At 65.7% G+C, this 20,079-nt stretch carries 17 protein-coding genes; 13 read left to right on the top strand and 4 right to left on the bottom strand.

The annotated features are described in order from the left end of the window. Positions 1-346 precede the first annotated feature (346 nt). Together GNK13_RS18255 and GNK13_RS18250 are read left to right on the top strand one after the other, a co-directional pair. Positions 347-2,830, top strand: coding sequence for a BatA domain-containing protein (locus GNK13_RS18255; protein ID WP_164103994.1), 2,484 nt, complete (start codon positions 347-349; stop codon positions 2,828-2,830). Beyond that, on the top strand, positions 2,827-5,130 hold the full coding sequence (locus GNK13_RS18250; protein WP_164103993.1) for a glutamine amidotransferase: 2,304 nt from the start codon (positions 2,827-2,829) through the stop codon (positions 5,128-5,130). Before GNK13_RS18255 ends, GNK13_RS18250 begins: the two co-directional genes overlap by 4 nt. A gap of 596 nt (positions 5,131-5,726) precedes the next feature. Here GNK13_RS18250 and GNK13_RS18245 read toward each other — a convergent pair. Next, positions 5,727-6,008, bottom strand: coding sequence for a Trm112 family protein (locus GNK13_RS18245; protein ID WP_164103992.1), 282 nt, complete (start codon positions 6,006-6,008; stop codon positions 5,727-5,729). A gap of 184 nt (positions 6,009-6,192) precedes the next feature. On the opposite strand from GNK13_RS18245, the gene GNK13_RS18240 reads away from it, so the two are divergent. Further along, positions 6,193-6,864 carry a hypothetical protein gene (locus GNK13_RS18240; RefSeq protein WP_164103991.1) on the top strand — a complete coding sequence of 224 codons (672 nt, stop codon included), beginning with the start codon at positions 6,193-6,195 and terminating at the stop codon, positions 6,862-6,864. Between the two features lie 160 nt (positions 6,865-7,024). Here the strand turns inward: GNK13_RS18240 and GNK13_RS18235 are convergent, their stop codons facing one another. Further along, the gene (locus GNK13_RS18235) at positions 7,025-7,408 is read right to left on the bottom strand and encodes a DUF971 domain-containing protein (protein ID WP_164103990.1); all 384 of its coding nucleotides are present in this window, start codon (positions 7,406-7,408) and stop codon (positions 7,025-7,027) included. Further along, positions 7,405-8,778, bottom strand: a complete 1,374-nt coding sequence (locus tag GNK13_RS18230) for a phenylacetate--CoA ligase family protein (protein ID WP_164103989.1) — start codon at positions 8,776-8,778, stop codon at positions 7,405-7,407. Before GNK13_RS18230 ends, GNK13_RS18235 begins: the two co-directional genes overlap by 4 nt. A 231-nt stretch (positions 8,779-9,009) precedes the next feature. Between GNK13_RS18230 and hpf the strand changes: the two genes are divergently transcribed. The 8 genes from hpf (at position 9,010) to GNK13_RS18190 (ending at position 17,676) form a co-directional block, all read left to right on the top strand. After that, on the top strand, positions 9,010-9,354 hold the full coding sequence (gene hpf / locus GNK13_RS18225) for a ribosome hibernation-promoting factor, HPF/YfiA family (protein WP_164103988.1): 345 nt from the start codon (positions 9,010-9,012) through the stop codon (positions 9,352-9,354). Positions 9,355-9,467: 113 nt separating this feature from the next. Then, on the top strand, positions 9,468-9,944 hold the full coding sequence (locus GNK13_RS18220; protein ID WP_164103987.1) for a PTS sugar transporter subunit IIA: 477 nt from the start codon (positions 9,468-9,470) through the stop codon (positions 9,942-9,944). Positions 9,945-9,991: 47 nt separating this feature from the next. Next, positions 9,992-10,288 (top strand): HPr family phosphocarrier protein, encoded by a 297-nt coding sequence (locus GNK13_RS18215; protein WP_164103986.1) that lies wholly within the window; start codon positions 9,992-9,994, stop codon positions 10,286-10,288. Positions 10,289-10,437: 149 nt separating this feature from the next. Continuing rightward, entirely contained in the window at positions 10,438-12,183 is a 1,746-nt protein-coding gene (gene ptsP / locus GNK13_RS18210; protein WP_164103985.1) for a phosphoenolpyruvate--protein phosphotransferase, read from the top strand. Between the two features lie 22 nt (positions 12,184-12,205). Then, positions 12,206-13,048 (top strand): TIGR03936 family radical SAM-associated protein, encoded by an 843-nt coding sequence (locus tag GNK13_RS18205; protein ID WP_164103984.1) that lies wholly within the window; start codon positions 12,206-12,208, stop codon positions 13,046-13,048. Positions 13,049-13,140: 92 nt separating this feature from the next. After that, positions 13,141-14,745, top strand: a complete 1,605-nt coding sequence (locus tag GNK13_RS18200; protein ID WP_164103983.1) for an Rne/Rng family ribonuclease — start codon at positions 13,141-13,143, stop codon at positions 14,743-14,745. A 162-nt stretch (positions 14,746-14,907) separates the two neighbouring features. Beyond that, positions 14,908-16,095: a methionine adenosyltransferase gene (metK, locus tag GNK13_RS18195; protein ID WP_203329132.1), complete on the top strand. Its 1,188-nt coding sequence runs from the start codon at positions 14,908-14,910 to the stop codon at positions 16,093-16,095. A 174-nt stretch (positions 16,096-16,269) separates the two neighbouring features. Next, entirely contained in the window at positions 16,270-17,676 is a 1,407-nt protein-coding gene (locus GNK13_RS18190; RefSeq protein WP_164103981.1) for an NAD(P)/FAD-dependent oxidoreductase, read from the top strand. 167 nt (positions 17,677-17,843) lie between these two features. Here the strand turns inward: GNK13_RS18190 and GNK13_RS18185 are convergent, their stop codons facing one another. Beyond that, complete coding sequence (locus GNK13_RS18185; RefSeq protein WP_164103980.1) at positions 17,844-18,182, bottom strand: FliM/FliN family flagellar motor C-terminal domain-containing protein; 339 nt, start codon at positions 18,180-18,182, stop codon at positions 17,844-17,846. A 301-nt stretch (positions 18,183-18,483) separates the two neighbouring features. Between GNK13_RS18185 and GNK13_RS18180 the strand changes: the two genes are divergently transcribed. Both GNK13_RS18180 and GNK13_RS18175 read left to right on the top strand, forming a co-directional pair. Further along, a complete protein-coding gene (locus GNK13_RS18180; protein ID WP_164103979.1) occupies positions 18,484-19,260 on the top strand; it encodes an NRDE family protein in 777 nt (258 codons plus the stop codon). Between the two features lie 11 nt (positions 19,261-19,271). Then, complete coding sequence (locus GNK13_RS18175; protein ID WP_164103978.1) at positions 19,272-20,069, top strand: biotin--[acetyl-CoA-carboxylase] ligase; 798 nt, start codon at positions 19,272-19,274, stop codon at positions 20,067-20,069. Positions 20,070-20,079 lie beyond the last annotated feature (10 nt).

Raw genomic sequence — 20,079 nt, 5'->3', positions numbered from 1 at the left:
AGGAGTTTGAGGGATTAGCAATCGCACGCTGGGGCCTGCTCCTCGCCCGAGCGTCGGGAACCTGCATTCTGCAACGGGCTGATTCCCCTATAATCGAACCGCAGTTCCTTCGTGCTCTTCGTGCTCTTCGTGGTTCCTCCCCCCGCAATCTGAGATCTCGATAGCGCTCGATTCGAGTACGAGTACGAGTACGAGTACGAGTACGAAAAACCTGAAACCTGCTCCCGGACACCGGACACCTGCTCCCGGACACCTGCTCCCGGACACCGGATACCGGACACCGGGCACCGGACACCGGACACCGGACACCGGACACCTGCTCCCTGCTACCTAAAACCTTCCCTGCATGGCTTTTCTTAACGCGACGTTGCTGCTGGGATTTCTTGCTGCGGCGATTCCGCTCGCGTTGCACCTGCTTGGTCGGCGGGAGCCGAAGCGGATTCCGTTTCCGGCGGTGCGGTTTCTGACCCAGCGACTGCAGACGAACCGGCGTCGGTTGCAGGTTCGGCGGTGGGTCTTGCTCGCGATGCGAATCGCCTTGCTGGCCGTCTTGGCGGTGGCTCTCGCTCGACCGGAAGTGCATCGCGCGGCGACCGGCACGTGGCTGGGGATCGGGGCGCTCGCCGTCCTGGGGCTGGTCGTCGTCGCCCTGGCGGTCTGGGCGCTCGCGGCGGGCAAGGCGGCGGCGGTCCGCTGGGGCTTGGCCGCGTCGGGCCTCGGGCTGCTGCTCCTTGCCGGCGGCTGGGGCGCGGTGGCGATCGCCAACGGTCCGAAGCCGATCAATCAGTCGACCGCTTCGGCGGCGGTGGCGATATTGATCGACAACGGCCCCACCTCGGGCTACGAAAATCCATCGGGAGAAACGCGGCTCGATCTGGCACGCGAGATGGCCACGTGGCTGATCTCCCGCTATCCGAGTGACAGTCGCTTTGCGGCGCTCGACCGCTCGGCCCGTCCGGCGGCTTTCGCCCTCGACGCGGCGGCGGTCCAGCGGCGGATCACCCAGACCGAACCGCTGCAGTCGACTCGGCCGCTCGCCGAACGCATCGAGGCAGCCGTGCGGTTATTGCGGACGAGCGATCTGCCCCGCCGCGCGCTGTTCATCGTGACCGATCTGAGCGAAGGGAATTGGGGAGCGGAGGAGTCGGGCGGTAGCGAAAGCGGCGGCGAGACGGAGCGGGAAGCGATCGATACGGCGCTCGATCAGTTGATCGCCGAAGAACCGCAAGTCAAAGTCCAGGTGGTCGACATCGGCTCGGCGAGCTACCGCAACCGCGTGCTGGGGGAGCTCGAGCTGGCCGATGCGACGCCGCCGCGGGGAGTCGCGACGACGCTGTCGGTCGAGGTCGCCCAGCAGCGCTCGGCGAGCGACGCGGAAGTTCCCCCGGCTGCAACTCGGCAGTTGACTCTCGAGCTGCGGATGTTCGGCGATGAGGCGGGTTTGCCGATCGAGCGCGACGGCGAGACCGTCTATCCACCGCTGCGGACGGTCGACCGCCAATCGCTCCAGCTCGGCGAGGGGCAACCAGCGCAGGTGACGCTGACCGTGCCGCCGCTGGAGATCGGCACGCACCACGGCCTGGTCGCGCTGACCGAACCCGATCCGCTGGCGATCGACAGCGTGCGGTACCTGACCGTCCGCGTCGCTCCGCCCCGCCGCGTGTTGCTCATCGCCGACGATCCGCGGCAACGTGAGATTTTGGCCGCGGTGCTCAATCCCCGCGGCGTGGAAGATCCTCGGCGGGAGTACGATATCGATCTTGGGTCCAGCGCCTCGCTCCGCGACCGCTCGCTCGAACCGTACGCGGCGGTCGGCCTGTTCGATCCGGCGCTGCCGCCGACACTGGTCCGCCAGCAGTTGGAGAACTGGGTGCATGCCGGCGGTTCGCTGTTCGTCGCTCTCGGCCCGGCCGTCGATGCGGAAACCGGTGGGGGGAACATTTCCTGGCCACTGGTCGGCAGTCCCCAGCGGATTTGGCGGGTCCGTCCACCGGGAACGTTTTTGCAGATCGTGCAGAGCGGGCATCCGGCCGTGGCCACGTTTTCCTCGATCCCCGGCGGCGCTCCCTGGAACGTCCATCGCGTCTCGCTGTACTGGCAACTCGCCGAGCGGGAAGCCTGGTCGACCGTCATGAAGTACGCCGGGACCGACCATCCGGCGCTGGCCGAACGGCGGTGGGACGCCGGTCGCGTGGTCCTGCTCACGACGCCTCTTCCGGCGCTGGTGCCTCCGGCGGACCAGTGGAATGATCTGCTCGCGGCGGCCGACGCATGGCCGATCTTTGGGTTGTTGCATCAGATCTTCGAGGATCTTTCGGGGGGCCGCCAGTCGCAGATGAATGTCGCGGTGGGGCAACCGGTCGCGGTGGCGCTTCCCGAGCAAGCGGCGTCGCGGTTTCAGTGGTTTGCTCCCGATTCTCCGGCCGTGGCCATCGACGCGGCCGAGGGGGTGGTCGTGCCGGGGCCGCCGCTGGTCGCCGGCAATTACTGGCTCCGCGGCGGAGGGGGCGAGCGGTACGGCTACAGCGCGAATCTCTCCGCCGCTGCGACGCGGCTCGAGCGGGTCGAACCGGCTCGGCTGGACGCGTTGCTCGGGGCGGAGAATTATCGCTTGGTCCGCAACCGCGACGACGTGCAGTGGGCTGAGGGAGAGGCGAGCGATTCGCGTTCGCTGTACGCCGGCGTGATGTTGCTGGTCGCCGCTCTGTTTTTGCTCGAACAACTTCTCTCGAACCGGTTCTACCCGAGCCGTCGCGATTCGCCGCTGAATGATACCTCCACGCGCGGGGCGGGTGCTGACGGGAAACGAACTCCGGTTGCCGCCGCATGACCTCGCTGGCTCTCGAACCGATCTTTGATTCGCTGCTGGTCGTGGTGGCGATCGCCCTGCTCGGGGCGGGAGCTCTGGGAGCGATTCGCCCGAGCGGAGGCGAATTGACGCCGCGGCGGGCTCGCGTGCTGCTGGGGGTCCGAGCCGCGGCGTTGGGGCTGCTCCTCCTGGCCTTGCTCCGTCCGGCGATCGTCCGCACCGATTCGCGTCCCGCAGCCGCCACGCTCGCGGTGTTGATCGACCAGTCACGGAGCATGACGTTGCCCGATGGCGAGGGACAGCCGCGGTGGCAGACGCAGAGCGAGGTGATCGAGCAGCTGCGGCCCGCGCTCGAATCGCTCGACGAACAGCTGGAGATTCGCTACTTCGCGTACGGCGACGCGGTCCAGCCCCTCGACCCCGGCTCGCTCGATGCCGTCCTCGCTGCCGACCCCACGCGGCCGCAGACCGATTTGGGTGCGGCCCTGCGAGCTGGCTTGGCGAGCGCTTCGGGACGTCCGCTCGCCGGCGTGGTCTTCAGCGGGGACGGGACCAGCACGGTCAGCGACAGCAACCCTTCGTCGGTCGCCCGCACGCTCGCGTCGCTCGAGGTTCCACTGTGGTCGGTGCCGATCGGTCCCCGCGTGGACGCTTCGGAGAGCCGCGACGTGGCGGTCGAAGAGCTGCCGGAAACCTACCAGCTGTTTAGCAAAAACCTGTTTCGGATCACCGCCGCCGTGCGCAGCCGCGGGATGGCCGGGCGCGACCTGCCGGTGCGGATCACGCTGATCAATGACCAGGGGCAACGGGAGGAATTGGCGACCCGCTCGCTCGCGCCGAGTACGGCCGACGAGGTGCTCCCGCTGGACGTCGAATTGGCGGCACCACCGGCTGGCCAGTACCGCTTGGAAGTCGTCGCCGAATCGCAGCCGGGCGAGACGCTGACCGACAATAACTCGCAGACCGCTTTCCTCGACGTCCGCGAGGGGGGCGGGCGGGTGCTCTATGTCGAAGGGGAACGGCGTTTCGAGCACACGTTCTTGCGGCGAGCGATCAGCGAATCGCCCGACCTGGAACTGGACGACCTGCTGATCGATCGCGCGACCCAGCCTCGTTGGCCGATCGACGTCGGAGACGCGACGCAGCCGGGACGCTACGACGTCTTCATCCTCGGCGATCTCGACGCCACGGCGCTCGGCAAGGAAACGCTCGAAGCGATCGCCGAACGGGTCAACGCCGGGAGCGGATTGCTGATGATCGGCGGGCTCCACACTTTCGACGCTGGCGGCTACGCGAATTCCCCCTTGGCTCCGGTGCTGCCGATTCCGCTTGACGCGGCAATGCGGACGCCGCTCGACGCCGAACCTCCGGCGCGGGCGATGCTCGAAGGGGAAGTTCCTCTCCGCGTCGCTCGCCCCCATCCAATCACGCGGCTGACGCAGAGCGAGAACAACGCCGAAGTTTGGGAGGAGCTCAAGCCGCTCCGCGGAGCCAACCGGTTTGACGACCCCAAGATCGCTCCCGGCGTGGAAGTCTTACTCGAGTCGCCCGAGGAAGATCCGCTGCTGGTCGTGGGGGCCTACGGTGGAGGCCGGACCGCGGTGTTTGCTGGCGACAGCACTTGGCAGTGGTGGGGGCAGGGCCGCAGCGACGTGCACCGCCGCTTCTGGCGTCAACTCCTGCTGTGGCTGCTCGCCCGCGACAACTTGGAAGAAGACGAAGTGTGGATCCGGATGGAGGCTCGGCGATTCGACCGCGCTGCACCAGCCTCGTTCACCGCGGGCATCCACTCGCTCGATCCGGCGGCCGGTGAGTCTCGGTTGGCCGCCGAGATCATCGGCGACGACGCGCGGCAAGCGGTGCCGCTAGTAGTCCAGTCCGCCGCCAGTGGCGCCCAGAGCTCCAGTGGTGCCTCGCGGGCCGCGGACGAGCCGCTCGTCTCGGGCCAGATTCCCGACCTGCCGGGCGGCTTCTACACGCTCCGCGTCTTCGATTCTCGCGAGGCCAGCACGATCGCAGCGGCGGAAATGCAGTTTCAGGTCGTCGATGTCGATGCGGAGCTGAGCCGCCCGCTAGCCGAAGTCGCCCAGATGGAGCAACTGGCAGCCCTAACCCGCTCGGCCGGCGGCCGCACGTTCCGGCCCGATGAAGTCGACGATCTGATCGAAACGATCACGGCGCTACGGCAACAAACCGTGCTCCCGGTGGTCGAAAAATACCGCCTCGGCGACGATCCGCTCAGCGGCTGGGTGCTGCTGCTCGCCTTCGTCGGCCTGATGTCGAGCGAGTGGTACTTGAGAAAACGCTGGGGGTTGTCGTAGGGGAGGGGAGGTTTCAGGTTTCAGGGAAGAATTCATTCGAACTCGTACTCGTACTCGTACTCGTACTCGCTTCGAACCCTGACGAACCGAGTACGAGTACGAGTACCGCTTCGCTGGGCTCATGAAAAGGATTTCGGAGGCCAGACGGTTCTGCGCGGCACTTTTCCCTCAGCCCGAAGGGCTCAAACATAACAGCCCAGGGCAGAGCGTCGCGGCGAAGCCGCAGAGCGCCGCCCTGGGAATTGTTGCGCACCAGTGAGCGAAGCCCTGAAAGGGCGATACAGGCTTGGACGCGTGGCGCGGAGGTTTGTCTCGCCCTTTCAGGGCTTTTGGATGTGAGGGACACGCGTGACCCAGGGCGTCGCTCTGCGGCGTTGCCGCGGCGCTGTGCCCTGGGCTGGATTGTTGGGGCCCCTGCGGGGCGGAAAGATCTATAAGTAGAATGCCACGCCATCCCCAGCAGCTTGAATCCCCGCATCCTCTCCACTTTACCCAGAACCGGGAATTTTCATCGGCCTACCGCTTCGCTGAGTACGAGTACGAACTGCCTCTCGCTACTCGCCTCTCGCCTCTCGCCTCTCGCCTCTCGCCTCTCGCTACTCGCCGCTCGCTTCTCCCGCGGGGATGGCTTCTTCGGGGATCATGGTGGGGATTTGGTCGCGGATCGGGTAGAGCCACGTTCCGCAGCGGGTGACGAGCCCTCCGCCGAGCGGCTCGTGGACCGGCTCTCCCGAGGCGTCGCGGAGTTCGCCAGCGGCAATGCGGCGGTTCGTTCGCTCGACTTCCTCGGCCGTGGCGGCGCGGAGTTCCGAGCCGGTTTGCGGGCAGCGGAGGAGGCTCAAGAGGGCCGGATCGAGTGGAGTGGGAGGATCGGTCACAGCGGGGGGAGCTCCCGGGGGGGACGACGGGCACGAAAGGTGTCGGGTAAAAAGTCGGCCGGCTTGAGAAAAAAGCTCACGCGCCGAACAGTTCCAACCGATTGAAGAAGATAATCTTCTCCACACGCAGACAATGCGTGTCCGCAGACATTATTGGCGAGGGAATGCCATGCGAAAGCGGTGGATGTTACTGCCCCTATTCCTGCTGGGCAGCGTGGTTGGAAATCCTTGGGATCATCAGGCAGCGGCCGAGGACTCCAACTTAATCACCGACCCGACGACCGGGATTGTGTATCGCAAAGAGTTTAAAACGGTCGAGCGCCCCGTCGTCGAAACGCGGATGGAGCAGAAGGTCGTGACTGTCTCGACGCCGCAGACGGTCAATGAGCTCGAACCGGTCAGCCAAACCTACTTCACGCCAGTCGTCCGCTACGGCGTGGAAGCTCGCTGGCATGGCTTGTGGAACCCCTTCAAACCCGCCACGCTCGCCTACCACTACGTTCCCCAGACGCAGTGGGAAGCCCGGACCGAAACCTACAACCGCGTCAAAACCTCGACTCGGTGGGTGGCCGAGCAACGGGTCGTGAACGAACCGACGCGGGTCGTGCGGATGGAAAAGCAGCAGGAAGAACAGTTGGTCGCCGTCGGCGTGACGAACCCCAGCACCTCGCAGACGCAAGTCGCCAGCCTCCCCCCGTCGGCCGGGCTGACCACGATCTCCACCGGTCCGGTGACCTACGTCGCTCCCCCGGTCCGCACCGAAATTCGCGGCGGGATGGCCCCCACGGTGCTCGATCCCTACTCGACGCGGGTCAACGTCGCCCGCAGCCCCGGCGGAACCACGTTCTTCCGGTAGGGTGAATCTTGCCCTTTAGTCAGCCGCGACTGGCGAGCTCGTCCTATTGATCAGCCGCCGGGCGCTAGCCCCCGGTTCCCGAAAACGCCGTGAGAACCGGACGCTAGCGCGTGGCGGCTGATTGAAACAGTGTCTGGCAAAAACGGATTGGCAACCCTGCCTAGGGTCCGTGTTGCCCGATCTCTCGGAGCAGCTCGAGGGGGAAGATCCCCGAGTCGTGTCCGTCGCTGAGGGCGATGTTGTAGGCGTAGTGACCGACCGGACGAACCCGCTCGATCGCGAGCGGCTTTGCTTCGGCGGCCGACAACACGGGCAATTTCAGCGGTCGCTCTCCGGCGGCCGAGTCCCGCTTCTCTTGCTCGCCGCGGCGGCGTTCGCGGCAGGTGGCGCAGGGGCATTTGTCGCGGAGCAGAGCGGCGCGATACCGCAGCGTCGCTCCATCGGACCAGGCGATCTCGATCTCCGCAGGCGAGATTCGTCGCAGCTCGAGCGGGGTGGGGCGAGCGTGAGCGTCGCTCGGCGATGGGCTGGTGACGTCGCTCATCGGGATCCCTCCCCGCGCGCGGCGTGGCGGCGATCTTCCAAGCGTTTGGCTTTCGCGTCAAACCGCGGCAAACTCTCCGGAGCGACCGCCCGCACGGGAATCCGCAGCCCGAGCCGCTGTTCCATCGCAGCGGCCAAATCGGCTGGATCGTTTTGCGGGTCTTCCACCAACACTTCGAGCTCGTCCATCACACCGCGGCGGGTCGCGATCAAGCGGAACTCGCCGAGCCGAGGGAGTGAACGCACGATTTGCTCGATGCTGGTGGGAAAAATATTGACGCCGCGAATCACCAGCATATCATCGGCCCGTCCGAGCACTCCCCCCTCGAGCCACAAAAACCGGCACTGCTCGTCGTGCTCGCGATAGCCGCGGACGAGATCGCCGGTCCGGTAGCGGATCGCCGGGGCGCCGAGCCGCCCGAGGCCGGTCAGCACCAGCTCGGCCAGTTCCCCTTCGGCTGCGGGGCGGTCGGTTCCCGGGATCAGCAACTCGGCGATGAACTCCGACTCGATCACGTGCAGCCCCCGTCCGTCGCGGCTGCCAAATCCCCAGGGACCGAGCTCGGTTGCGCCGCTGTGGTCCAGAACCGTCGCCCCCCAGGCCGTCTCGATTCGCTGGCGGACCTCGGGGATCGAGCCACCAGGTTCGCCGGCCACGATCAGCAAGCGGACGCTGGAGCCACTCAGATCGATCCCTTCGGCCGCCGCGGTTTCGGCCAGATGCATCGCGTAGGTCGGGGTACAGCAGACGACTGTGGCCCGGGTTTGCTCGATCAGCGCGAGCCGCGCCGCGGTGCTCATGCCACCGGCCGGAATCACCATCGCGCCGCGATCGACCAGCGCGTCGTTGGCGCTCCAGAAGCCGATAAAGGGGCCGAACGAGAAGGCCATCACGGCGACGTCCGCGGGAGTCACTTGGCCGGCGTCGAGGACGTACTGCCAGGTATCGATCCACCACCGCCAATCGGCCGCGGTATCCATCACCGGCAGCGGTCGCCCACGGGTGCCGCTCGTACGATGGAAGCGAACGTAGGCTCCGGGGGGGTAGGTATGAAAGGCGGCCGGAGAGCCATCGGCCGAATCGAGCTCGGGCTTCTCCAGCAGCGGCAGCCGGCGGAGGTCGGCGAGCTCGGTGATCCTGGGGAGCCCGGTGATCTTGGCGAGCTCGGTAACCTTCGGAAACTCGGTGAGCTGGAGCGCATCCGCGTGGTACTTGCGGCGATAAAACCCTTCCTGGGCAACGACTTCGGCCAACAGCCGGTTGACCCGCGCGACCTGATGGGCGGCGATCTGCTCGGGGTCGGCCCGCCGCCAGCGGTCGCGGCTGGCGGGCGTGCTGGGGGAGGGTGGCTGCGGCGGGTGGCTGTTCATTCCGGCAATCTAGGGCCTCCCGGGGCGGCTCGCAACGCTCGGCGATGGGCGGCGGGTTTGCCTGCTTGACGAAGTTCGCCTGGACTGCCAGATCCATCTTGGTGGAACGGCCGGGGAGATTTAGAATCCTTGACTTACCGCCGGGCCGCAGCTTTCGTATGCTGGGGTTTCGGTCGCGCTCCACCGATCCACTCCTTCCCTCTTCTGCTCACCTCGGGAGTACCCGCTCCAATGCTGATCAGCGTTTCGGCCCGCCACGGCAATCTCCGCCCCGGTGACCAAGCCATCATTGAAGAGAAGGTCGCCAAACTGCGGCGGATTTTTGACCGGGTGAGCGCCATCGAAGTCACGGCTGATCTCGAGCATCAGGAGACGCCTGCGATCGAAGTGAAGGTATCGGCGGAGCATGCCGGCGAGTTCGTGGCGAAAGCGGAAGCCTCGAACATCATCGCGGCGGTTGATCTGGCGATGCCGAAGATGGAGCAGCAGCTCCGCCGAGCCAAAGAAAAATTGACCGGACACCGAGCCACCGGACTCAAGCACCTCGACGCTTCCGCCCCGGAAGACGCGACTTAAGCTGAGTCCCAGCGCCCGCGAACAAACGGCTTGGCACTCACTGGCGCCTTGCCGCGAGCGATCGCCTTGGCCGGCCGATCCGGGTGACAATCCAATCAAGGAACACACCGACGATGAAGTTTGCCGACTTTATTAGCTTCAAAGCAATCCGAGCGGACTTGGCCGCTGATGACAAAGAGTCGGTCATCAGCGAATTGGTCCAGTCGCTCCTCGACGCCGGCGATGTCAATCCGGCAGAAAAGGACGACATCATCGCTGCGATCCTGAAACGCGAGGAACTCGGCAGCACGGGAATCGGCCGCGGCGTTGCGGTCCCCCACACCAAACACCCCAGCGTTCAGAAACTGGTCGGCACCGTGGGCGTCAGCGCTCACGGAGTCGACTTCAACAGCCTCGATGGCGAAAACGTCCAGTTGTTTTTCTTGCTCGTCAGCCCTCCGGAACGCCCGGGCGACCACCTGCGAGCCCTGGAGAACATCTCGCGGCAGCTTCGCGACGACACCTTCTGCCGGTTCTTGAAGCAATCCAAGACGGCCGATGACATCCACCAATTGCTCGAGGAAGCGGACAACAACCAGTTCGCCACGTGACCTGCGTCTTGTTTCTCCCCGAGCCTCAATTGGGCGATCCGTCCACGATGAACTCCCGACCACTGCAGCGAACCGTCGTCGTGCGCAACCCCCAGGGTTTGCATCTGCGACCGGCCGACCTGCTGGTCAAACAGGCCAGTCGCTACGACGCCGAGGTGATGCTCGGGCGGGAGGGACAGATGGCCGACTGCAAGAGCATCCTCTCGATCCTCACGCTCGGGGCCAGCCAGGGAACCGAACTGCATTTGACAGCCGAAGGTGCGGACGCAGCCGAAGCGATCGCCTCGATCGCCGAGCTGTTCGACCACGGCTTTTATGAACTCGAGGGGGCCGAGTCCGAGTAGCGGCCTCCGCCCCCGAACACCTACCGAACCACTTAGACGAAGCTTTCGCTGGCCCTCCGCCGGCTTGCCGATGCGACCGAGCCCCAGGGAGCCTGGCGGACCGGGACGCCCAAGCCCGGGGGGCAACAGCGAAACGGCATCGGCCCACGATGGAACAATTTCACGGCATACCGGTTTCACCGGGAGTGGCCATCGGTCCCGCAGTCGTGCTGGATGACCAAGGCTACAGCATCCCCCGGTGCCACGTCGCTTTAGCCGATGTGGCCGCCGAGCACGACCGCCTCGTCGCGGCCGTGGCCGCTGTGGCGCGCACCCTCGAAACCAACCGCGAGAGCACTTCGCGGCGGCTCGGCGATTCGACCGGGAGCATCTTCGCCGCCCAGCTGCAGATGCTGCACGACCCGCGCTTGACGGCCGAACTGCAGCGGAAGATCACCGGCTCGCAACACACCGCCGATTACGCGGTCAGCCAGGTCATGCACTCCTACGCCTCGGCCCTGCGGCGGCTCAACAACCCGCTGTTGGCCGAGCGGGCGCAGGACGTGCTCGACATCGAAAAGCAACTGCTGCAGCAGCTCGGAGCGGTCACCCACCGCCCGCTCGACAGCCTGGTCGAGCCCTCGGTTGCCTTCTCCCACAACCTCACGCCGAGCGAAACGGCGGGGCTCGACCGCACCAAGGTGATCGGTTTTGCCACCGAGACCGGAGGCCCGGGCGGCCACACGGCGATCGTCGCCAAAGGGCTCGAGCTCCCGGCGGTCGTCGGGATCGGCCCGTTTTTGGATCGCGTGGTCGTCGGCACCCGCGTGATCGTCGACGGGGACCGGGGGATCGTGATCCTCGACCCCGACCAGGCGACGCTCGACGAATACGAACGCGGGCTGCTCCGCCGCCGCGAGCTGCTCGCCCGCCTCGACCAGCTGGCCGATCTCCCTTCGCAGACCGCCGATGGGGTCGCGATCGAACTCTCGGCCAACATCGAGTTTCCCCACGAAGTCGCCGCCTGCTTGTCGCGTGGAGCCGACGGAATTGGGCTCTACCGCACCGAGTTCCTGTACCTCAGCCGCGAGGACGAGCCGACCGAGCAGGACCACTACGAGGCCTACAGCGAAGTCGTCCGGGCGATGCAGGGGCGACCGGTGATCATCCGGACCCTCGACCTCGGGGCGGACAAAATGGGCCACCGGCCGCTGGCCGAGTACGAACACAACCCCTGCCTCGGCCTCCGCTCGATCCGCCTCAGCCTGAAAAACCAAGACCTCTTCCGCCCCCAGCTGCGAGCCGTCCTGCGGGCCGCGATCCACGGCGACGTGCGGCTGATGTTCCCGATGATCACCACCCTCGGCGAGCTCCGGCAAGCGCGGATGCTGGTCAACGTCGTGGCCGAGGACCTGGAAGAGGAAGGGGTCGGCTGCCGCACCGACATTCCGATCGGGATGATGGTCGAAGTCCCCTCGGCAGTGCTGATGCTCGACCGCTTCATCCGCGAGGTCGATTTCCTCAGCGTCGGGACCAACGACCTGGTCCAGTACACCTTGGCGGTCGACCGCAGCAACGAGTACGTCGCCGATCTGTACCAGTCGAGCGACCCGGCCGTCCTGCGGTTGATCCTCCGCGCGGTCGAGATCGCCGACGCCCACCACGTGCCGCTGAGCGTCTGCGGCGAGATGAGCAGCAATCCGGCTCGGGCCCTGCTCCTGATCGGGCTCGGCGTCCGCCGCCTGAGCGTTCCTCCGCAAGCCCTGACGAAAGTCAAAAAGGCCATCCGCTCGGTGACGATCGGGCAGTGCCGCGAGATCGCCGAACGGGTCATGACGTTCGAAGCCGCCGGCGAAGTCGACATGTATCTGATGGACCGCTTGAGTGACTTGGCTCCCGAATTGATTCCCACCTAGAAATCCGAAACACCGCTCCCGCATGTCGCGTGTTCGCTACCAAGTCCGATTCACGAAAACCGGGTTGCTCCGCTGGATCAGCCATCGGGATTTGGCACGCCTGTGGGAACGCCTGCTGCGGCGGAGCGGGCTACAGCTGGCGATGACCGAGGGCTTTCACCCCAAACCGCGGATCAGCTTCCCCTCGGCCCTCGCCCTCGGCACCGAGAGCCTCGACGAAGTCGTCGAGCTCGACCTGACCGAGGAGCTCTCCGCCGCCGAACTGCTCGAGCGGCTCTCGAGCGACCTTCGCGGCGATGCGGCCACCGCCGCCGGGATGCAGATCACGCGGGTCTGCCGGATCCCTGAAGGTTTTGGCAAAGCCCAACTCGCCTGCGGCCACTTCGCCCTCGAATGGCCCCCCAGCGACGCGGCCAGCGATGCATTGGCTTCAGCCGTGACGCTCGACCCTTCGGAGGTCGAAGCCCGGATCGAGCGCCTGCGGGCCGCTGGCACGATTCGCTTCACCCGCAAAGACAAGCCGGTCGAGGCGAGCGTCGCCGAACAGATCGTCGACCTGGCCGTCCGCGACGGGCGGCTGGAGATGGTCCTGCGGAGCAGCCGCACCGCCAGCCTCCGTCCGGACGATGTGCTCACCGCCCTCGGTCTCCAGGGGCTCGTCGAGGCCGGCGGACGACTGACCCGATTCCGCACCGAACTCGACCGCGAGCTCGATCCGGCCGAGCTTGCCGCGGCGGACTGTGCCGAGCCGAACTCCGCACCCACCCATCCATCTCAGACCCGAGACGCGGCGGACTCCGACGCGCTCGATCCTCACGCGAACAAAATTCAAACGACCCAAATGCCCCCGACCAAAACGCCATGAGAAGCACTCCAACCACGCGCCGCAGTGCGGACGGCTCCAGCCGCGCCTCACGCTCCGCCTCGCGTTCATCAAATCAAACCGAAGAGACCTCGATGAAGAAAGAAATGCTGATCAACGTCGCTCAGCCCGAGGAGAGCCGGATCGCCGTGCTCGACAACGGGCGGCTCGACGAGCTGTACATCGACCGGGCCAGCCAGGAGACCTACGCCGGGAACGTCTACCGCGGGCGAATCGTCAACCTCGAGCCGAGCATCCAAGCGGCGTTCGTCGACTTTGGGGTCGGCCGCAACGGCTTTCTGCACATCAGCGACGTCGAGCCGCAGTACTTCCGCCAAGGGGGCTACGATCCCGAAGAGATCATGCGGCAGTCGGACGAGGACGCCGAGCGAGCCGCGGTGCGGGCACGCGAGAGCGGGCACGGAAACCGCCGGGCCTTCAAAGGGGGACGCCCCCGGATCAAGCCGCCGATCCAAGAGATCTTCAAACGCGGCGACGAGGTGCTCGTCCAGGTCATCAAGGAAGGGATCGGCACCAAGGGCCCGACCCTCAGCACTTACATCAGCATCCCCGGCCGCTATCTCGTCCTGATGCCCGCCCTCGGACGGGTCGGCGTGAGCCGCAAGATCGAAGACGAGGACGACCGCAAACGACTTCGCAAGTTGCTGATCGAGATGAATCCGCCCAAGGGGCTCGGGTTCATCGTTCGCACCGCCGGGCAGAAGCGGAGCGGCCGCGACCTGCACCGCGACATGAACTACCTGCTGCGGCTCTGGAAGGCGATCGTCCGCCGGCTGCAGGAGACGAGCGAACCGGGCGTGATCTACGAAGAGAGCGATCTGATCATCCGCACGATCCGCGACATCTTCAACGACGAGATCGAAGCGATCCACATCGACGATCGCGACGCCTACGAACGAGCTCGCGAATTCCTGCGGCTGGTGATGCCGCGGTTCACCGACCATCTCCACCTGTACGAAGGCAGCGAGCCGCTGTTCCACAAGTACCGGCTGGAGGAAGAGATCGCTAACATCAACGAGCGGAAAGTGCCGCTCCCGGGCGGCGGCTCGATCGTGATCGATCCGACCGAAGCCCTCGTGGCGATCGACGTCAACAGCGGCAACTTCCGCACCGACGACTCGGCCGAGGAAACCGCCTTCCGGTTGAACATGTCGGCCGCCAAAGAGATCGCTCGCCAGCTGCGGCTCCGCGACCTCGGCGGCGTGATCGTCAATGACTTCATCGACATGCGGAAAGAGTCGCACCGCCGCAAAGTCGAGCACGCCCTCCGCGATGCGATGAAGAACGACCGGGCGCGGACGAAAATTCTGCGGACCAGCCCGTTCGGGTTGATCGAGATGACTCGCCAACGGATTCGCCCCAGCCTGAAGCGGAGCATCTATACCGACTGCCCCTGCTGCAGCGGCCGAGGGCTGGTCAAGACGGCCGAGAGCATGTCGATCGAAGTCATCCGGATGCTCGCCCTGGCCTGCCGCAACGAACACATCACGCGGGTCACGATTCGCGTCAACGACGAAGTGGCCGCGTTCCTCAACAACCGCAAACGTCGCAAGATCATGGAGATGGAGGAGAGCGGCAGCATGACCGTCCAAATTCTCGGCAGCGACGGACTGTTCCCCGAACACCTCGAAATGGACTGCCGCGACAGCCATGGCGAGCTGGTCGAGATCGATAGCTGAGAAAACGGTCTCCGGCGTCCGGTCTCCGGTCTCCGGCGTCCGGTCACCGGCCACCGGCTACCGTCCACCGGCTACCGGCTACCGTCCAACATTTTTCCCGCAGTCCAGTCATACTGGCGTGCGGACACGGGTCTTCCAAAAGCGTCTTCAGGAGTATTGAACGTGGCAACGGGTAAGTATCTCTTCACCAGCGAATCGGTCAGCATGGGGCATCCCGACAAGCTGGCCGACCAGATTTCCGACGGCGTCGTCGACGCCCTCTTCGCGCAAGACCCGAACAGCCGGATCGCCTGCGAGACGCTGGTGACGACGGGGCTGGCGATGATCGCGGGCGAAATCAGCACCACCGCGACGGTCAACTACGCGAAGATCGTCCGCGACGTGATCCGCGAAGTCGGCTACACCGACGACAAGATGGGGATCAACGCCGACACCTGCGCCGTGATGGTCTCGCTCGACGAGCAGAGCCCCGACATCGCGATGGGCGTCAACGCCGACGCCAGCAAGGGGAAAGAGGTCGGGGCTGGCGACCAAGGGCTGATGTTCGGCTTCGCTTGCCGCGACACCGAAGAACTGATGCCGCTGCCGATCGCCCTCTCGCACCGGATCATCAACCGCATCACCGAGGCCCGCCAGAACGGCGAAGTCAGCTGGCTGCGTCCCGACAGCAAGAGCCAAGTGACGGTCGAGTACGACGGCTTCACGCCCGTTCGCATCGATACGGTGGTGCTCAGCACGCAGCACGACGAGTCGGTCTCGCAGGAAGAACTCCGCAAGTTCGTCGTCGACCAAATCATCACGCCCTGCCTGCCGCAGGAGCTGGTCAAAGGGGACATCAAGTACCACATCAACCCGACCGGCAAGTTCGTCGTCGGCGGACCCCACGGCGACTGTGGCTTGACCGGCCGCAAAATCATCGTCGACACCTACGGCGGCTGGGGCCGGCACGGTGGCGGTGCGTTCAGCGGCAAGGATCCAACCAAAGTCGACCGCAGCGCCGCCTACATGGCCCGCCACGTCGCCAAGACGATCGTCGCCGCCGGGCTGGCGGACCGCTGCGAAGTCCAATTGGCGTACGCGATCGGCGTCTCCGAGCCGGTCAGCGTCCACGTCGACACTCAGGGCAGTGGCCGCGTCGACGACGAGACGATCTGCAAATTGGTCCGCGAGCACTTCCCGCTCTCGCCAGCCGGAATTATCGACTACCTCGAGCTTCGCCGCCCGGTGTACCGCGCCACCGCCGCCGGAGGTCACTTTGGCCGCACCGGCGACTCGTTCACCTGGGAAAAGACCGACAAGGCCGACGCGCTGGCCGAAGCGGCCGGCCTGGCCGCCTCGACCACGGCCTAACCCGCCCACACGGCAAACCCAGCTGAAAGACGAATCGCGGACCCTCGCTAACCCGAGGGTCCGTTTTTTCGTGGAGCTCCGCGAAGCGGTACTGAGTACTGAGTACCGGGTTGCTGTTTCTGCCTCCGATGCATACCAAGGAAGGAACAACCTTTCTTACCGGAGTGTGCTGAATTGCTTCCCCACGTGGTGATCATCGGTGGCGGGTTTGCGGGAATCAACGCCGCAAAGGTGCTCGGCCAGAGCCAAGCGGTCGATGTCACCATCGTCGACCAGCGAAACCACCACCTGTTCCAGCCGCTGCTCTACCAAGTGGCGATGGCGGGGCTCGATCCGTCGGACATCGCTTCGCCGATCCGCAGCATGCTCCGTCCCTACCCCCGCGTCCGCACGCTGCTGGCGCGAGCCCAGTCGATCGACGTGCCCAATCGGCGGGTGCTGAGCGATGCCGGGCCGCTCGAGTTCGACTATTTGCTGGTCGCCTGCGGGGCGACGCACAGCTACTTTGGCAATCCGCAGTGGGAGCAGTACGCGCCGGGGCTGAAGAACCTCGAACAGGCGACCGAGATCCGCCGCCGCGTGCTGGTGGCTTTCGAAAAAGCCGAACGCAGCAAGGACCCCGCCGAGCAGGCCCACTGGATGACCTTCGTGATCGTCGGGGGTGGACCGACCGGAGTCGAGTTGGCGGGAGCGATCGCGGAGATGGCCAGCTTCGCTTTGGCTCGCGACTTTCGCGCCATCGACGCGACTCAGGCCCGCGTGATCCTGGTCGACGCCGTCGACCGGATCCTCAACCAGTTCGACGCCAACCAAGCGAGCTGGGCCCACAAGGCGCTGAACCAGCTCGGCGTGGAAGTCGTGCTCGGTAAACCGGTCACCGCGATCGACGCTCGCGGGATCAACATGCAGGACCAGCGGATCGACGCCGGAACGGTCCTCTGGGCGGCTGGAGTCCAGGCCAATCGGATCGGCCAAAGCCTCGGTGTCCCGCTCGACCGGGCGGGCCGGGTGGTGGTCGGCGAGGATCTCTCGATTCCCGACCACCCCAACGTCTTCGTCGCCGGAGACCTCGCCAGCGTCGCTGGCCCCGGCGGCCGCCCGCTCCCCGGTCTGGCGCCGGTGGCGATGCAGGAGGGCCGCTACGTCGGCAAAACGATTCTGGCCGAAATCCGCCATCGACAGGCGACATCCGCGGCGGGAACCGAGCCGCCGACACGCAAGCCGTTCCAGTACTGGGACAAAGGGCAGATGGCCACGATCGGGCGTCGCCGAGCAATCCTGCAGAGCCGCCAAGCCAAGCTGAACGGGTTCATCGCCTGGCTCGCCTGGCTGCTGATCCACATCTACTACTTGAGCAGCTTCCGCAACCGCGTGTTCGTGTTCCTGCAGTGGACTTGGTCGTACCTGACGTTCAGCAAAGGAGCGCGGCTGATCATCGGCAAGGAGTGGCGGCAGGGGAGGGCGGAGCTGATTTCGCCGCTCGACGACGGCCTCGCCGAGCAGCTTCAGAGCCCCCCCGAACGCGAACCGGCCACCGCCGCAAATCGCTCAGCCGCTGCACAATCAGCCACCACGCGGTAGCCCGGTTCCTCCATCAGCCGCAACGCGCTAGCGTCCGGTTCCGCAATCAGCCGCAACGCGCTAGCGTCCGGTTCCGCAATCAGCCGCAACGCGCTAGCGTCCGGTTTCCACCGCGCTTTCGGAAACCGGGGGCTAGCGCCCGGCGGCTGATGACTGCAACGCCCCCCTCAGGGGTCTTCTTTGGCGACGTCGAAACTGCGGATGCGGAGCCCGAATTTGTCGTCGACTTTGACCGCTTCGCCGTAGGCAATCGCGTGCCCGCCCACCTCGAGGACCAGCGGCTCGTCGCAGTTTTTGTCGAACTGCAGCATCGCTCCGGGAACCAGATCGAGAACCACCGAGAGCGGCACCGGCTTCTGGGCCAAGGTCACCGCCACCGGTGCCCGGATCGCCAGCACCTCGCGCTGGTAACCGGGATTGGGGCTGCCGGAGTTTGCTGGCGGAACCGCCCCTGTCGGAGGCCGGGGGGTGCTCTTGGCGTCAGCGGTGGAGGCCGCGTGCGGCATGGCAACGAGGGCAGGAGTGGGGGCACGAGTCCAGCTCAAGACGCACGGCTGGACCCTCTCCCCGACGGTATCGGCCATCCGCCCCGACCGACATCAGCCCAAAAGGCGAGGCGAGCGTCAAAGCCTGCCAGATGCGGCTTTATTTTTGCTACCTACCCCACCGCAGGGGGTGCATCCCGAGCGTCTGAGCAGCTAAATTAGCGGCTTCACCAGTCGACCGGGCGGATCCGTAGATTCCCCTCTCGTCGCAGGCCCCAGGGCCTCGTTTCATTGGTCTTTGGAAAGCGAAAGTAAAGCCGAGATGTGCCTCCTCGCCGTTCAATATCAGCTTGTTCCTGAAAGTCCGATTCTGGTCGCTGCCAACCGGGAAGAATATTTTGAGCGGCCTAGTTTGCCGCCTTCGATCCAATCGGGAAAGCCCCGCGTGCTGTGCGGCATCGACCAGCGGGCCGGCGGCAGCTGGTTGGGCGTCAACCAAAACGGGCTGTTCGTGGGGCTGTGCAACCGGGCGACCCTGATGCCCCTGTTCGGCCAGCGGTCCCGCGGCTTGCTCTGCCTCGACCTGCTCCGCTGCACCAGTTCCCGCAAAGCGCTCGACAAAGCGCTCGTGGAGCTGAACAAAACCCGCTACGAGGGCTGCAACATCGTCATTGCCGACGCCAAACACGGCTGGGTCATTCATTCCGAAGAGGACCAGGAAGTGGTCGAGCTCGAGGAAGGATTGAACATCATCGGCTCGCGAAACGTCAACGATCCGACCGACGAACGCGTCCAGATGGCCAAGCGGCTGCTGACCCTTCAGACGCTCGATTCGCCGGTCAAGTTCCTCGCCGTCGCGAGTAAAGTCTTCGCCCGTGCTCCGGTCGGACCGGGCCGGCCGAGCATGGTCATGCGGGGCAAGGAGCACGGCACGGTCAGCAGCACGCTGCTCGCCCTGGGGGTCAAACCGCGGGACGCGATCTACCAGTTCTCCGCGGGAGCTCCGGACCGCTCGAAGTACGAGGATTACTCGCCGATGCTTCGAGACATCCTCAGCCGAGGACTCCGCGAGTCGCGGACCAAGAGCCGCGCTAGCTGAGCGTGGACCCGATGCTGCCACCTGCCAGCTCCGAGGAGCCCTCCAGCTTCCGACAAGCGGGCTCACCGGTCCGCAGCTTCCGCCACTTCCACCAGCTCGATTCGACCAACCGCTGGGCGGTCGAGCACGGGGCGGAATTCAGCGACGAGCAACTGCCGCTGCTGGTGCTAGCCGACCACCAGACGGCCGGTCGCGGCCGCGGCGATCGCTCATGGCACGCCGACGCCGGCACGCTGACCTTCTCCCTCCTCGAAGGGCTCAAGCGGCTACAACTCCAGCGCGCCACTGCCTCGCGAATCGCCCTTGTCGCGGGACTCTCGGTGGCCGAAGCGATTGAGAGCTTCGTCCCTCCGCTCTCGGCCCGCATCAAGTGGCCCAACGACGTTCAAGTTGCTGGCCGCAAAGTCTGCGGGATCCTCGTCGAAGCGGCTGGGTCAGCAGTCGACCGCGTGGTCATCGGCATCGGCGTCAACGTCTCGACCGATTTCAGCACCGCCGCGGAGGACGTTCGCCAGCGAGCCGGATCGCTCGCCGAGATCGCCAACCGTCCGCTCGCTCGCAACGAACTGCTCGAGCTCCTCGTCGAGCGGCTGGCCGAAAATACTGCCCGGATGGCCGAGGAATTCCCCGAGTTGATCGCGGCGATCCGCCAACGATGCCTGCTCAGCGGCAAACAAGTGACGCTGCAGCGGGGCCGAGAATCACTCCGCGGCTGGTGCCGCGGGATCGACGAGGCGGGAGCCCTGCGAATCGACGACGGGCACACGGTGCACCACGTCGAATCAGGCGAAATCGTAAGGCTAGTGTAGGCGGCCCAAA

Origin of the sequence: Candidatus Laterigemmans baculatus, assembly GCF_010367455.1 — a bacterium.
GTDB classification, from domain to species: domain Bacteria; phylum Planctomycetota; class Planctomycetia; order Pirellulales; family Pirellulaceae; genus Laterigemmans; species Laterigemmans baculatus.
This window is presented reverse-complemented; position numbering and strand designations above follow the sequence as displayed.